The following is a 15354-nucleotide window of genomic DNA, read 5'->3' as shown; positions in this document are numbered from 1 at the left end:
CTCGTCGATGACGGGAATCTTTTTGCCAATCAGCTTTTCGATGTCTCGCAGGTACTCTTTCTCAATGGCATCACAAAAGGAGAGTGCGGTACCGTCCGCTCCGGCTCGTCCGGTTCGGCCAATCCGGTGAACGTAGGTTTCCGGAATGTTTGGGATCTCATAATTGATCACATAATGCAGTTCGTCTACATCAATACCGCGAGCGGCAATATCGGTAGCGACCAGAACCCGGGTCCGCTGATCCTTGAAATTTCCCAGTGCTTTTTGCCGTGCAGACTGCGACTTGTTGCCGTGAATGGCTTCAGCCTGAATATTTCTGCCATTCAGAAGCTTCACAACTTTATTCGCGCCGTGCTTGGTCCGTGTAAACACCAGGGCCGATTTGATCTCATCATCCTGAAGAACATCAATCAGCAGATTCTTCTTATTGCCTTTGTCAACAAAATAGAGACCCTGCTGAATAGCATCCACGGTGGGAGACTCAGGAGTCACCTCAATTTTAGTAGGATTGTGTAGGATAGAGTTGGAGAGTTTGATAATCTCATTAGGCATCGTTGCCGAAAAGAAGAGGTTCTGTCGTTTTTTGGGAAGAACGGCCAGCATTTTTTTGATATCGTTAATAAACCCCATGTTGAGCATGCGGTCTGCCTCATCCAATACAAAGAATTCGATATTTGACAGTGAGATAAATCCCTGGTTCATCAGGTCGAGCAGACGTCCGGGTGTGGCGGTTAAAATGTCGACACCTTGTTTCAGTTTCTTTACCTGACTTTTTTGATTGACGCCTCCAAAAATGACCGCGGTGTTCAGTCCGGTATACCGGCCATAGTTTTGAAAACTTTCATCAATCTGAATAGCCAGCTCACGTGTTGGCGTAACGATCAGGCTTCTGATTTTTCTGTTACGGTCCCTGCTCTTGTTCTTGCTAAGGATTTCCAAAATTGGAATTGCAAAAGCGGCTGTTTTGCCTGTTCCTGTCTGAGCGCATGCTAAAAGATCGGTTCCTTTGAGTGCAACCGGGATGGCTTGTGATTGAATGGGAGTGGGCTTCGTGTATCCTTCTTCATTTAAAGATCTGAGGATTGGATCTGTTAGATTCAGTGAATTAAATGTCATATAGGGTATAAAATGAAAAAAGCCCGCTTTCAAATTAAAAGCCGGGCTTAAAAATGTGAACTAAAAGGTACGAAATGTTTAGGTGGGATCCATGTTTGGTAGCTGAATTGTGAGTAGGCGGGGCAGCGGGGGGGGCGGTTGGTCGTTTCACAGCTAAGCTGTGGCCGAGGATGGATGGTTATCTCTGTGCGAAGAAGAATCCTCACCGGGAACTCCACTTCCTATCTTAAACATCGATTAGTATAAATCACATCTTCGTCTAATTCCGGATGAAGCTTTTTGATGCTCTCCCAGTAAGTTCCTGACTTCTCAAAGTATTGAATAGCTTCTTCATCGTCATCATTTGAGCAGTGAATTTTTCCAAGAAGTAAATTAGCCTCTGCAACGTATGGACTTTCTTTATGACCAATTTGGCGTAAAAGTCTTAAGGACTCTTCCGCATAAACCTTTGCCTGGTTTATATCATCCTGAAGCAGTGAAATGTTTGATTTTATCATAAGGCTTTGGGCCGGCCGGATGTCACTTTTGGATGAGGGAGTCTCAGCCGATTCATACTCTGAAACGTACATCTCTGCAGTGTCAGGGTTGTTGTTTCGAATGGCTTGTTCAGCAGCAGCCAGTGCGGCTGTAGCCGTGTGTGCTGATCTCCTCTCCATGAAAGAGTCATATAGCTGATATATTTCTTCTCTCAGCGTAGGCGAATCCGGACTTTGAAGCATGTTGAGTTTCAAAAATTCCAGCTGGAAACCGTCGACATAGTGAGTTGTCATCTGTTCAGGTAATGTGTGGAAAAAACGGTCGTAAATATCTTGGGCATAATTCGGTTGATGTAAGTCGATAGCGATTCTAAACGCCCTGTAGAGCCAATAGGAGTTCATGGGATTCCCCATCTGATTTTCAGCCTGAATCTCCAGAACTTGTTCCGCTGTCAAGAGAGCATCAACCGTGCGGCCGGCAAACTCGTAGGCTGTGGAGAGATCATACAAGGCACGCGCATATCGGTAGCTGTCAAATCCATACCGCCTGCCAGCCAGCTCTGCATTTTCTTCGAGCAATGGGATCGCCACGGATGTTTGTGCGTTATAGGAGAGGGCGTTCCCATAGGTGCCGAAAACAGCTAATCTCATCTGATCTGAGATGGATGATTGAAACTCCTGAGCAAGGTCATATGCTCTTTCAGCTGCCTGCAAGCCCTCCTCGTAATTACCTCCCCACTCCTCTAAATTTTTTAAAGCGGTCAGGTAGTCGATGCACTGTAAAATAAATTCCTCCGGACGATTGCAGGTCAGATCGACTGATAGCCGGGTGTTTTCAATCGCTTTTGGGGTGTCTCCCATCAAACTATATGCATTGGCAAGCATATAGAGCAGCTCGCTCTCCATAAGTGTGATGTCTCTCCCGTCCAAATTTCGAATCTTCTTGAGTGCATCGTTTGAAACTGTTTCTGCTTCATCCGGTTGTCCGGCCCGCAGCATGGACCCGGAATACTTTGCTTTGATATCCGCTTCCACCAATGGGTCGAGTATCACGCCCTGATCGATCAACTCCATTGCCTTGGTTAAGTACTCTTCAGCAAGGGCATCTTCCCGCATTCCCTGATAGCTGGCACCGATCACTCCAAAAAGTTCAGCGGCAAGATCAGGACTGTCGGAAAGTTCATTTTCTGCAGCAAATGCCCCCTGATCGATCAGGTCACGGGCGGTTTGCGGCTGCTCCGGATTTGCCCACGGGTTTCCGGCGGTAATCATACTGATCAGAAAGTCTTTTACCGCAACAACCCGTTCAGATGCTGCCAGCGCGCGCTCGGCTTCTATGCGGGTTTGATTTGCCTGCCAAAGCGTGGCTGTAAAACTGAAAATAAGCAGGATAGAGGCGGCAGTTCCCAGTGTGACCAGATTGCGATTTCTCTGTATAAATTTTTTGAACCGATAGGATCTGGACGGTTTTTTCGCAGAGACCGGCCGGTTCGACAGATAGTTCCGGATGTCGCGGCTGAACTCTTCGATGGAGCTGTAGCGTAGTTCCGGTTCATAATGTAATCCTTTCAGAATGATGTCATCAATTTCATCCCTAAGTTGCTGGATTGGTACAGCCGGGTTCTCACTATTTTGAATAACAGCTCGAGGGCTTTTGATTGAGGTTGTTTCAAGTTCGGTTCTGATTTCATGAGGTTCAATCCCGGATGCGTTATAGGGGTGATCGCCGGTCAACAGTTGGTAGAGTACGATCGAAAGAGTATAGATATCGGATGCAGTTCCGATAGGCTGACCCGCAATCTGTTCGGGGCTTGCATAGGTGATCGTGTAAATGGGCTCATGATGGCTGGTAATATCAGGTGATTTTTCTCCGAGAAAATCATCAGACAAGATTTTTGCAATCCCAAAATCCAGCAGCTTTACAATTCCACTCTTAGTTACGAGAATGTTTGCAGGCTTGAGATCCCTGTGAATCACCAGTTTTTGGTGTGCAAATGTTAATGCACCGCAAATTTGCAAAAATAGTTCAAGCCGCTCTTCTGTTGAGAGGTTGTTTATTTCGCAGTATTCGGTAATCGGGAGTCCTTCCACAAACTCCATTACATAGTAGGGGCGGCCATCTTCAGAAATCCCGGCATCCAGTATATGTGTGATGTTGGGGTGATTGAGCTGTGCGAGAACCTGCTGCTCAATCCTGAACCGGGTTAGCATATCCTCACTGTCCAAACCCCTGCGCAAAATTTTAATGGCTACTCTATTTTTATACGAATCATCATCCCGTTCGGCAAGATAGACAGTGCCCATTCCGCCCCGGCCGATAATGTCGACAAGCTTGTATTTATCTACAACGGCTCCTACTGCCGATTCATCGAGGAAATCACTTTTTTCATTCTCGATGTCGGTTAGAAATTGATCTTTTACAAGGTCAGGCTCGTCCATCCATCCCTCAGAGTGCTGGATGGAGTCGAGCATGTTCTTCACTTCCATATAAAGCTGCTCTGAATCACCGCAATTTTTTCGAATATAGGTCTCTCTCTCTTCAGGGGGCAGATTGATTGCTTGATCTACAATCGATTCAATGATGTTCCAGTCAAAGCTCATGCAAATAGGATATTAAAAACGCAGTACCTGAAGGTTGAACACATGTAAATGATTAGCGGAGGTTCAGCGCTGCGTCAGATGATTGTTTAGGTCAGTGCATAATATATCATACGCCCTGAAAATTTCCACAAAACCTTAGGTGATTTCACGAGATCATTTGAGCAGCGGAGTTGCCGGCTTCTCGTTACATAGAAGAGCTATGAACGAGTATGAATACTCGTAGGGAGCTCCTCTCCCCGACGGAAAGCAGACAGCTCTGCTGTCAAAGTTCAAATAGCGTAACCGGAATTAATGATTCCATCCCTAAGTAATTTCGCATTGAAGAATATCTCCAATCCTCCGGTCGATCTACAAAACCCCGTTTAACGGGATTATTATGGATATACTCAATTTTCTGGATCATCATCTCATCACCGAAAATTTTCTTGGGATAATATCCCTCCTGCCATATCTGGTGAACTGAATCCGAATGACGTGGATTTTTGGCTTTCCTTAATTTGAACAATTGGAAGGTGTGTCCATTTTCTGAAAACAGATCGATAATAGATCTCGCCGTCCAGGATTTAAATTCCTGTACTTGTTTTGGAAGTTGATCATGCTGGAGTACTACATGGATGTGATTTTCCATAATTACGTAGGCGTAAACGGTTGCATCTCTCTTTTTTTGAATAAAATTGAGAGCATTCAGGATAACTTGAGCGGCCAAAGGATTGGAAAAAATCGGGTATCCATTTACTACACTGCTTGTGATGAAATAGGGGTAGCTCGGATCGTACACCCGGTATCTTGATCGTCCCATCTGGTTGAAATTTTCTGAACTGTTTGGGTATATCTGTAAGAACCGGGAAATGTGACTTCCTTACATGATTTTTTATTGGAAATGGGTTCTGTGTGTGGTAGCGGAGCTGCCGAGAGTCGCCTCACAGCAGAGCTGTGGGCGAGGATGGATGGTGATCTGTGAACGAGGATAAGTACTCGTCGGGAGCTCCGCTACCCGACGAATACAGCCAGCTTTGCTGGCAAAACTCGTTTCAAAAATTCCACTTGATGGAACCGACAATCACATTCCCGGCCTCAGAAAAAACGGAATCAGCACTTCCAATAAAGATCTGAGTTAGCAGGTTTACATCGAGATCCTGCAGGGCAGACCAGGTTACCGATGGTGAAATAAACAGCGCCTCTTCATCCGGATACGTAATAGCTGCAAGGGAGCCACTCCAGATGGGGGTGAATGGGTAGGTTGCCTGAGCAGAGAATTGAAACCGGGAGAAGGATGGATTATCTGCAGAAAGCGGTTCACCAAATAGAAGAAAATCATCCTGTCCGCCATTCTTATTATAAAGGGCTTCAACAATCAAAAAGAGGCTGCTATCAAACATGTAATCGGCAGATAGGGCAGCGATCAGATTCGTTGGGTTTTGCCCGGGTTGATCTTCCAGGTCTGCGAAAAACATCACTTCTCCCTTAAATCCGGTTTGATCGATGCTTCCCGCCCAGCCACCGCCAATTGCCCATCGATGCCGGTAATATCCGGTGATCATTTGAATGTCGTACCCGCTTTTGTTGAATCCGTAAAGAATAGCCGCCACGGAGTTTTTCATATCACGGGCGGAACGGTAGGCTAATTCAAACCTGGAAGCCCAGTCGAGAAAATATTGAACACGAACTGCATCGGACCCGGGTCTCTCCGGATAGTCAAAATCGTAAAAAGAGTAGATGTTGAACAGGTCGTTGGGATTGGTGATGGTGTTAATGCCCCAATTGACGCGCTGCCGCCCTGCCGTAATTCGCCAGTTTCCGCTGTACCAATCCAGATTTAGCCGGTCCGGAATGTAATGAAGCATCCATTTTTCCCGATCTGCAATAAGCCAGGAGAGATTCACAAGCCCGTCATCCTGATCGATTGCATCAGCATAGAACGGAATATCCTGTACGAGGTCTCCGGCAAACAGACGGGTACGCATTTCCCAATTAAAGGTAAGGTCCGGCGACAGGTACCACTGAACGTTTAGGCGGTTTTGTAACCTGTACTCCCAAAACGAATCTTTTTCAAAGGGTGGAGGCAGATCCGCATTAATCCAAACCGGCATTCCCTGCATATATCCGGAGATTTCAATATCCTCGGACTGAAACTGAGCAATTGCAGTTGTGGACGAGAGTAGAAGTGTTAATGTGAGGATTAAGTGTTTCATTGTGGTAAAATAAATTACAGGCAATAAATACTTCCCTCCTTTTTAAGGAGGGACAGAGGGTGGTTATTACTGTGAGATCTAATCTGATAGATATTTTAATTCTAAAAACAGCAACTATTAGAACCTCCCCTAAATCCCCTCCTTAAGAAGGAGGGGACTTTCTTTCATCCTTATCTATTGCTCCATCAACCATGGTGATGACTCTTCTGGCTCGGTCTATTACCCGCTGATCATGAGTGCTGAAAATAAACGTCACATTCTCCTCCCGGTTCATCTTCTCCATCATGTCCAGCAGATTCATGGCAGAGTCGGTATCCAGGTTTGCGGTTGGTTCATCAGCCAGAATGAACTTGGGCCGTGAGGCCAGGGCTCGTGCTACGGCTACCCGCTGCTGTTCACCTCCAGAGAGCTCCTTGGGGCGAGAATCTAATTTGTCTTTCAACCCCATCGCCGATAGTAGTTCATGAGCCCGTTCCTTCATCTCCTGTTTGCTTCGCTTTTGCAAAAGCATGATGAAGGTTACATTTTCGTAGGCTGTGAACACCGGAATCAGATTGTAGGCCTGGAAGACAAATCCTATGTTATTCAGGCGAAATTCAATCAATTTGCTCTCTTTCATCCCTGTTATTCGTGTTCCGGCAATTTCAACATGACCCTCAGTGGGGATGTCCAATCCTCCGATCATATTCAGCAATGTGGTTTTCCCTGAACCGGACGGACCGCGAACGGTGGTGAACTCTCCCTCTTCAAACTCCAGGTTTACATCCCGCAGGGCATGTACCGGCACGGTATCCGGATTATAGACTTTTGAGAGGTTGTGTGTTGTAATTATAGGCATAGTTATCAGTTTTACAGTGTCAACAGTTTATTTTCCTGAGCTTGACGACATAGATTGGTAAAAGTGTTTCCCCTCCTTCGCAAGGAGGGGCCAGGGGTGGTTGAATATCTTTGTTGTACTCAATAAGTAAAGAAATATGGTTTAGTTCTTTTTTAAACCTCCCCTAATTCCCCTCCTTAAAAAGGAGGGGATTCCCTTAGTACCAATTTTGATGTCAAATAATAAATTCACATTCATCAGAGCTTTTCAGACACACTGTTGTATATTAATCACGAACGACTTCTCCGGGTACGAGCTTAAGGGCTTTCAGGGCCGGATAGACGGCTGCCAGCATTGCAGTTGCGATTACCAGCAGCGTTACATAAAAATACTCCTGAGGTGTAACGTAGGGATAGACCAGCGCACCGTAACCCCAGATTTCAAACGAATCGCCGCCAACCGCGGTGAGGTCCAGCCCGTTTTTGTTGAAATAGTTTACCGTCAGATATCCCACAAACATTCCAAATGCAGCACCGGTTAGCGTTAGCATGACCGATTCCAGCATGATCATGACGAATATTCTCACTTTATTCATTCCGATAGCCATCAGCATTCCCAGCTCTTTCGTTCTTTCGAATATGGCCATCGTCATCGTGTTTAAAATTCCAAACGCGAGCGCAAAGAGGATTACAATCATGATATAGACCATGTAAGTTCCGCTGAACTGCGTCATGTATCTCATTTCAGGAGAGAGTTCGAGCCAGGTTTCGGCTGAGATATTGTTGAACTCTCTGTTCAAATCAGACACGATTTGGTCGCTCAATTCACTGTCATGAAGCATCATCGCTATTTCGTGATAGACCGGCTGATCTGCAATCAACTCTCCTAAGTCTTCATTTTTTACATAAACCGTCTGTTCATCATAGATTGTCTGCCCTGTTCTGAAAATTCCGCTGACGATAAAAGCTCCGGATGTGATCTCATTTTCCAGGTTCTGAAAGGTCAAAACGATTCGTTCCCCTATCTCCACATTGAGTTTATTCTGCAGTTTTTCGCCTATAAATACCGGATGCCGGACATCATCAGAAAGATATTCGCCCTGAACAAGGTTTTGATGAAATATGGTGGTTTCCCTTTCCCGGTTTTTATCGATTCCGATGATGCGGGCTCCGGATGTAGTGGCCGAAGACTGAACCATGCCGTCAAGCAGAGTTCTCGGGCTGAAGGATTTGACCCGCGAGTCGCTTTCAAGAAAAGAGGTGATTTCATCAAACGGCTCAATGAACATTCGGGGCTCACGTTCGGTCAAAAATTCAGGATGATGAATTTGAGCGTGGGTCAGCTCTTCGTTAATTACATTATTCATCCGCTGATCGATCAATCCGTTTCCCCAGGATGAGACCATAATTCCGGCCCAAAGCCCGGCAACGATGGATCCGATCAACACACCGCTTCTCCCCGGATGTCTCCAGATATTGCGCCACGCTATGGAAAGAAGCATTTTCATGGTAGTTGGATTGAAGGATTATTTTTTGGATTCAAGAATATCCATCCCGGCTATTTTGAGTGAAGGGTAGAGGCAGATTAACAGTGTAATAACTAAAATAGCTGATCCCTGCAGCATGTAGATTTCCGGTGAAAATGTGATCTCCATTGTGGCCTCGAAACCGAAATCGTGCATCAGGTCGGCCATGTCGCCCGTAAACTGAATTGGGGTGAAGTGAAAATAGAGGAGTATGAGTGATCCGAGCCCGAAGCCGGATAAAACACCCAGGATGCTAATGAACAAGGTTTCAATAAATACCACAAGCGCCAGTTTGGTCCGATACATTCCAACGGAGAGAAGGATACCGAACTCCCGTTTTCGCTCGAGTGTCATCGTCAAGATGGTGCCGAAAATTCCAAACCCGATTACGACATAAAGAATCCAAAGCATCACCCGGCCGGAGAGCTCATCAAACTCAATCGCTTCAATCAGTTCCGGCATCATCTCTTCCCAGGTAAGGACTCTCAGTTCGTCATTCTTAACCGTTTCTGAAAGTGACTGGGAAAGCGGGTTCAAATTTCGCGGGTTTTCCGGCACTACAACCAGGTTTGTGACTCGCTCCTCGGCAGAGAGTAGCCACTGTGCATCCTCAAGTGATAGATAGATGATCTGGTTGTCGAGTTCCCGGATGGGAAAGTCGATCAGGCCGCTTACTTCAAACAAACCGGAGGACATCATCCCAAACCGACCCTGACCCAGGAGGGCAAGTGTATCTCCCACGGCAAGATTTAACCGATTGGCCAGTCCTTCCCCCAGCACGGCTTTCTGTTCTCCCGATTCTCCAAATTCTCCGATTTTCAGTCGATCACGGATTTCATTGAATTGATGCTCTTTTTCAATGTCAATTCCCATCACCATGGCACCGCGCGTAATCTCCTCGCCCGCGGCAAGCATAAAGGTTTCGATGCGCGGGATCAGGAAATCGACATCTTGGTGGTCGGTTTGAATCTTCTGTTCAAGGCTATCATCAAAAAGAAATGCGTTATCGAGCGAGGGTTCGTCCTCGTAACGGTAGTCCTGAATTTGCATGTATCCGGTTTGAAAGCCGGTCATGTTATCCAAAAGCTGCTGGCGTGTCCCTTCACCCAGCGACTCTACAAAAAGCGCAGCCACAACAGCAAACATAATCGAGCTCACCGTGATGAGCGTCCGCCGCTTATTCCTCCATAAATTCCGCCACGCCAGTTTTAGGTACATGAATTTAAGTTTTTGTTGTCAGCGTTTGCCCTTCATAGCAGGAGCTTTCAAACCAATTTATGAAGTCAATTCCTGTTGCCACTGTAATACTGACAACTGAAAACACTCACCTCACTCTTCTCATATTCTGCTGGGTGAAGAAATCCGGGTCAATGTCGATATCAAATTTCAGAGTGTTGTATTTCATTACAGTTCGCTGATCGGGTTTATCGGCGGGGGTCAGAATCATCCGGGTTGGAAAAACACGCCCGTCCATCTCTTCGATTTCAGTAAAGTTGAGCGTGTTGGCCAGTTCACCTCGCTGGCTGTAATTCTCTTCTTTCAACATAATATAGTGCTCCCGGTCAACCCAGATCAACACTTTTCCCCATACAATGGCCGACTCCGGTTTGGGAATCAGTTCCAGAACCCACGTTTCTCTTCCATCCAAGGTCTCCTTCCGTAGAATAGAGTGTTCATAATCTTCGAGGGTTGAACTCTCTCTAACCAGATCATCGTTAGTGAAATCAGAGCCCATCCACGACTGCGACATCATAGAAGGCGGCATCTTGATCGTCCTGTCAATATTCGGAACGTAGTTCCAGATCTCATTTTCACGTTTCAAAAAAGTAGTGCCGCGATCGCGCGCCGGTTCGGTGATTAATATCAGTGAAAAATCCTCCCCAAGCGCCCACGCCTTCATGCTCATTTCCCGTTTATAACGTGGCCGTTCAATTGTCATCGTCATCTCAGCGTAGCTCGACTCCCCACGCATCACCTCTTCCATTTTGTTGATGATTTCTTCTGCGGATTGACTGTAAACCGTTCCGGCCGTAAGAAGTAAAAAGGCAAGAAATGGAAGCGCTTTTTTAATTCGGTTCATGAATTCCTCTCCGGATTAGTACCCGATTGTCTCAGTGCGATTTCACATACTCAATCTGTTCAATCAAGTGCTGAACCCACTGCTCAATTTTCAGGTCGATCTTCTTAAACAGCGATGGATTATCCTTTCCTGATTCAGGTTGAATGCTCTTTTTTGTTTGCATGATATTGTTGGATAATTTTCTGCTTCTCATTTTCCCACGTTTTGATGATCCCATCCAGTTGATCACCAATCCAGTAATAGAATGTTGAAGCCTCTGTCAGCCACCCGGAGGTTTCATCCTCCCGATTTTTCAGGTCATCTCCCTTCTGCAGGGTGTCTGCAAGCTCAATAAACTGACTGATCCGCTGCCGAATCATATCGCCAATCTTAATTTTGCTGATTCTGTAGTAGGTTTTCCGATCTCCGGGCAAACTGACTGCTTCCGCCATTCCGGTTTGAACCAATTGTTTCATGGTTCCGCTAATGCTTCCCTTACTCGCTTTCAGGGCTTCCTGAATCTGCTTGAATGAGACATGATCTTCATCACAAACAACCAGATAACCGAACGCACGTCCCGCCATTCGAGTTAAACCAAGCTTTTCGAATAGAAGTCCGCACTCTTCGATATACATTTGTTTTTCGTTCTCCATACAAAAAAGTTACAGAGAATGTTCATTTAGTTCAAAAATTATTGAACTAAATGAATGGACAAATATTCACTAATAACTTCAGTTCGATTAATAATTTTTTCAATAACATAAGAAAGAAGTCTCCCCTAACAAGGGGCTCATTTTTTGAACGCGAAGCGATATTTAGAGGGTGTCCATCGAACTTTTTTTCATTCGGATAAACATCCCCTAAATCCCCCTTTAATAAGGGGGACTTTTACATTCAACAATCGAACTCAGGTTAATAGTCCGGCACGACTTTGATGTGTTTCATGAGTGTATGACATAAAAAAATCCGCAAAGTCTTTCGACCTTGCGGATTTTGAAAATCACGTTAACTCACTAAGAGTAAATTACTTCAAATGCTTCTCGAAGAATTCAAAAATTCTGAGGTATTCGTCATGCCACGAGTAGGGGCTTGTAAAGCCGTGCCGTTCAGATGGGTAGATCATCATCTCGAAATCACTATTGCCGGATTGAATCAACTCCTCTGCATACTGAAATGCGTCCTGGGCGCCCACATTATCATCAATCAAGCCGTGAAGTAAAATAACAGGTCGTTCCAGTTCAGGTGCGTAGGTAAGAGGAGAACTTCGGTCATAATGTTCAGGTACTTCATCCGGATCACCCAGACGAGGGAGGGTGTACCAGGGATTTGCATAGTAGTAGTTTCTCCAGTTTGAAACTTTTCGGAGTGCGGCCGCTGCGTGAAATCGGTCAGGTGCATCCGACACAGCGTAGAGTGCCATGAATCCGCCATAGCTTCCGCCGTAAATTCCAACATTATCCAGATCAAGGGCTCCGCCGGTCATCTCCTGGGCTTTATCGAGCCCGTCAATGATATCTTCCACTTCATATTTGCCCATCCAGTCGGTAACATCCTCACGGAATTTTCGTCCGTATCCGGTGCTGTGGCGGAAATCGACCTCTACAACAATATATCCCTGGTTCAACAGATATTGATGAAACATATACTCGCGCCAATAGTTGTTAGACCACCCTTTATACACATTTTGAAGCGAACCGGCTCCATGTGCAAAAACAACAACCGGGTAGGTTCTGGAGTTATCAAAGTTGGCAGGATAGAGCAGCGACATTGACAGGCCGGTTTCACCGTCTCTTCCGGTAAATCGAACATACTCTTCCTTCTGCCAGTTATAATCGCTGAATCGCTCGGGTACTGAGTTTGTCAACTGAATCTCTTCACCCGGATTTTCCAGGTCGATCATGTAGAGATCATACGGCTCATTGAAATAGGTTTTTGCATAAATGAGTTTGGTTTGATCATCCGAAAGCCTGAACTGATATCGATAGGCTTCGTCGGTCGTAAGCTGATCAACGGTATTGTTGTTCAGGTCATGAATAAAAATGTGTCGCTCTCCATAGTCGGCTTCATTTGTGGTATAAATCAGCTTTTGGTCACCGAGCCATCGCGCCCAGGTAACTTCATACTCACCATCAGTGATCTGCTCCAGGTTGCCGGTGCGAAGATTGGCGATATAGATATGATTCCACCCACTCTGCTCCGACATGATCATCAGCCGGTCTGTTCTTGGGGCAAACCGTATAGATGTACCGTGCAGCCATCCTTCTGTGGTATCTTCAAAAATGACAGACTTTTCTCCATTACGGTGATTGTACGCGATAATTTTTCGCTCTTTCAGGGCCGCATCCATTGAGTCTTTCACTGAAAAATTGCCGGTAAAACTTCCCGCCATGGAGCTTCTCTGTACACCGGATGAGAGAGTATCCAGCTTCATGGTTTCCAGATCTGCGGTGTAGTAGGAGACAGAGGGTATTCCACGCTGCGAAGCACCCGGTGATACAAATTCATCCACATATTCCGGGAAGTAGATGGTTCGGGCATCGGAAAAGTCTGTTTGGCGCAGTACCAGTCGGTTATTTCCCGACCACCCTTCAATAAAAATTCCCGGTGCGTCGGATGGGCGTTTAGTAACCTGTATCATTTCGGGCCGGGTCACATCTGTTACCCAGACATCACCGCTTCTTACAAATGCAAGTTTACGGCTGTTGGGTGACCATACGGGCGAAATTTCTCTTTCTTGGGAAGCTACAATTCTGCGCTCATTGCTCCAGTCCCGGTTTGCTACATAGATATTTCCATCTTTTGTGTAGGCGATCAGCCGTTCATTAGGGGAAATCGAAAAACCGGTATATTCGCTGTTATCTATCGGTTCAGGGTCACCGTCAGTCAGGGCCATTCTGTAGAGACCGGTATCAAAGTAGGAAGAGTCATTCCAGGAGAAGTAGATCGAGTCCTGAGTTGTATTGAACGACCGAAAAGAGGGGCGGATTCCGGGTATGACCGGCTCGTGAAAAATTTCTTTCAGGGTAAGATTTTCAGGTACAACCTGGGCATGCGGCTGAATCGAAAACCCGCTGATTAAAAGTAAAAGTGTTAAAACGTAGCTTATTTTTCTCATGTAAAAAATCTTTGGTTTGAATGATGATCTAAAAATAGAAAAAAGGAGGATATCCGAAAGCAGATATTCATCTCATTCATCAGGATTGAAATTTTTTACAACTTAAACAAAAAAAAGCACGGTGAAATGAATCACCATGCCTGTGAAATCAGATGATAAAGTTACGTCTATTCAGCCGAAACAGCTTCGCTCATTTCACTGAAAACAGTTGGCTTGATTGCCTCAAAAGCATCCAGTGTTTTCTGAATGTGTTCATTCGTATGACCGGCCATTGGAATTAGTCTCAACAAAACCACACCTTTTGGAACGACCGGATAGGCTACGCCGCTTACAAAAACACCGTGATCTTCACGCATTTCTCGCATAATGGTTTGCGCCAGCTCGGTGCTTCCCTCCGTCAGTACCGGAGTAACCGGACTTTCTGATGGGAGTACATTGTAGCCCAAGTCTATAAGGCCGGAGCGTAGCTTTTTGGTATTTTCCCAAAGCTGCTCTCTCCACTCGGGATGTTGCCGGATCAGCTTAATTCGCTCCCTTGCGGATACGACGATCGGCATAGGCAGGGATTTCGCAAAAATCTGACTTCGGGTATTGGCTTTTAAAAATTCAATAACGCGTGGTTCAGCAGCTACAAAAGCACCAATCAGAGCGACCGCCTTGGCAAAAGTGCCAAAATAGATATCAATACCGTCGTGGCAACCCAGCTGTGTGCCGGCACCGGATCCGTCGTGGCCCAGCGTACCAAACCCGTGAGCATCATCAACAAGCAGACGGAACGGGTATTTCTCTTTCAGTTCAATGATCTCTTTCAGCTTTCCAAGATCCCCCGTCATACCAAACACCCCTTCCGTAACCACCAAGATAGAGGAGTTCGGTTTCATCTTGTTTGAAGCCCGTTTCAGCTGCTTTTCAAGGCTTTCGAGATCGTTGTGTTTAAAGACCGATTTTTCAGCCATAGCAAGTTGCTTTCCGTCAACAATGCAGGCGTGGCTCAACTCATCATAAATCAGATAGTCGTTTCGGTCAACCAGGGCATGTATCACACTCATGATTCCCTGATAGCCGTAATTAAGCAGTAATGCTTCCGGTTTGTGGACAAAATCTGCGAGTTCACGCTCCAGCGCTTCGTGCTCGTCAGAATTTCCTGTCATCAACCGAGCGCCCATCGGTGCACTCAGACCATATTGTTCGGCGGCTTTTTTGTCTGTTTCCCGGATGTGGGGATGATTTCCTACACTTAGATAGTCGTTCACACTCCAGACAACCACATCTTTGCCGTTAAACTTCATTTCCGGTCCGATCGGCCCTTCCAATTTTGGGAATGTGTAGTATCCGTAACCGTCTGATGTAAATTTACCGAGTGGTCCTGGCCGTGTTTCAAGCTTGTCAAATAAATCCATAAATATATTTTTGAGCAGGATGTTAGCTATTCCATACAGATATATTGGTATAA

The 15354-nt window shown here is 45.8% G+C and carries 12 protein-coding genes; all 12 read right to left on the bottom strand.

Annotated elements, in window-relative coordinates; translation table 11 throughout:
* The coding region (locus tag BG260_RS00710; RefSeq protein ID WP_069130022.1) for a DEAD/DEAH box helicase at positions 1–1116 on the bottom strand (1116 nt) is incomplete at its 3' end.
* A 221-nt stretch (positions 1117–1337) separates the two neighbouring features.
* Entirely contained in the window at positions 1338–4193 is a 2856-nt protein-coding gene (locus tag BG260_RS00705) for a serine/threonine protein kinase (RefSeq protein ID WP_069130021.1), read from the bottom strand.
* Between the two features lie 262 nt (positions 4194–4455).
* Positions 4456–4992 (bottom strand): REP-associated tyrosine transposase, encoded by a 537-nt coding sequence (locus BG260_RS00700; protein ID WP_069130020.1) that lies wholly within the window; start codon positions 4990–4992, stop codon positions 4456–4458.
* A gap of 232 nt (positions 4993–5224) precedes the next feature.
* Positions 5225–6385, bottom strand: a complete 1161-nt coding sequence (locus BG260_RS00695) for a hypothetical protein (RefSeq protein WP_141691489.1) — start codon at positions 6383–6385, stop codon at positions 5225–5227.
* A 142-nt stretch (positions 6386–6527) separates the two neighbouring features.
* Positions 6528–7223, bottom strand: coding sequence for an ABC transporter ATP-binding protein (locus BG260_RS00690; RefSeq protein WP_069130018.1), 696 nt, complete (start codon positions 7221–7223; stop codon positions 6528–6530).
* A 265-nt stretch (positions 7224–7488) separates the two neighbouring features.
* Positions 7489–8709 (bottom strand): ABC transporter permease, encoded by a 1221-nt coding sequence (locus BG260_RS00685; protein ID WP_069130017.1) that lies wholly within the window; start codon positions 8707–8709, stop codon positions 7489–7491.
* Between the two features lie 18 nt (positions 8710–8727).
* Positions 8728–9945, bottom strand: coding sequence for an ABC transporter permease (locus tag BG260_RS00680; protein ID WP_069130016.1), 1218 nt, complete (start codon positions 9943–9945; stop codon positions 8728–8730).
* A gap of 106 nt (positions 9946–10051) precedes the next feature.
* Complete coding sequence (locus tag BG260_RS00675) at positions 10052–10807, bottom strand: outer membrane lipoprotein-sorting protein (protein WP_069130015.1); 756 nt, start codon at positions 10805–10807, stop codon at positions 10052–10054.
* Positions 10808–10838: 31 nt separating this feature from the next.
* The gene (locus BG260_RS14430) at positions 10839–10970 is read right to left on the bottom strand and encodes a hypothetical protein (protein ID WP_281179563.1); all 132 of its coding nucleotides are present in this window, start codon (positions 10968–10970) and stop codon (positions 10839–10841) included.
* Positions 10942–11439: a GbsR/MarR family transcriptional regulator gene (locus tag BG260_RS00670; RefSeq protein ID WP_069130014.1), complete on the bottom strand. Its 498-nt coding sequence runs from the start codon at positions 11437–11439 to the stop codon at positions 10942–10944. The genes BG260_RS14430 and BG260_RS00670 overlap by 29 nt, the downstream gene beginning before the upstream one ends.
* 371 nt (positions 11440–11810) lie before the next feature.
* On the bottom strand, positions 11811–13901 hold the full coding sequence (locus tag BG260_RS00665; protein WP_069130013.1) for a S9 family peptidase: 2091 nt from the start codon (positions 13899–13901) through the stop codon (positions 11811–11813).
* A gap of 167 nt (positions 13902–14068) precedes the next feature.
* Positions 14069–15301: an aminotransferase class I/II-fold pyridoxal phosphate-dependent enzyme gene (locus BG260_RS00660; protein ID WP_069130012.1), complete on the bottom strand. Its 1233-nt coding sequence runs from the start codon at positions 15299–15301 to the stop codon at positions 14069–14071.
* Positions 15302–15354 lie beyond the last annotated feature (53 nt).

It is taken from the genome of Rhodohalobacter halophilus, from assembly GCF_001715195.1.
Lineage (GTDB): Bacteria > Bacteroidota > Rhodothermia > Balneolales > Balneolaceae > Rhodohalobacter > Rhodohalobacter halophilus.
This window is presented reverse-complemented; position numbering and strand designations above follow the sequence as displayed.

Coding starts and splice junctions, on each gene's coding strand:
- BG260_RS00660 (WP_069130012.1), bottom strand. CDS start 15,301: ATGGATTTATTTGACAAGCTTGAAACACGGCCAGGACCACTCGGTAAA.
- BG260_RS00700 (WP_069130020.1), bottom strand. CDS start 4,992: ATGGGACGATCAAGATACCGGGTGTACGATCCGAGCTACCCCTATTTC.
- BG260_RS00680 (WP_069130016.1), bottom strand. CDS start 9,945: ATGTACCTAAAACTGGCGTGGCGGAATTTATGGAGGAATAAGCGGCGG.
- BG260_RS00675 (WP_069130015.1), bottom strand. CDS start 10,807: ATGAACCGAATTAAAAAAGCGCTTCCATTTCTTGCCTTTTTACTTCTT.
- BG260_RS00685 (WP_069130017.1), bottom strand. CDS start 8,709: ATGAAAATGCTTCTTTCCATAGCGTGGCGCAATATCTGGAGACATCCG.
- BG260_RS00665 (WP_069130013.1), bottom strand. CDS start 13,901: ATGAGAAAAATAAGCTACGTTTTAACACTTTTACTTTTAATCAGCGGG.
- BG260_RS14430 (WP_281179563.1), bottom strand. CDS start 10,970: ATGCAAACAAAAAAGAGCATTCAACCTGAATCAGGAAAGGATAATCCA.
- BG260_RS00695 (WP_141691489.1), bottom strand. CDS start 6,385: ATGAAACACTTAATCCTCACATTAACACTTCTACTCTCGTCCACAACT.
- BG260_RS00670 (WP_069130014.1), bottom strand. CDS start 11,439: ATGGAGAACGAAAAACAAATGTATATCGAAGAGTGCGGACTTCTATTC.
- BG260_RS00705 (WP_069130021.1), bottom strand. CDS start 4,193: ATGAGCTTTGACTGGAACATCATTGAATCGATTGTAGATCAAGCAATC.
- BG260_RS00690 (WP_069130018.1), bottom strand. CDS start 7,223: ATGCCTATAATTACAACACACAACCTCTCAAAAGTCTATAATCCGGAT.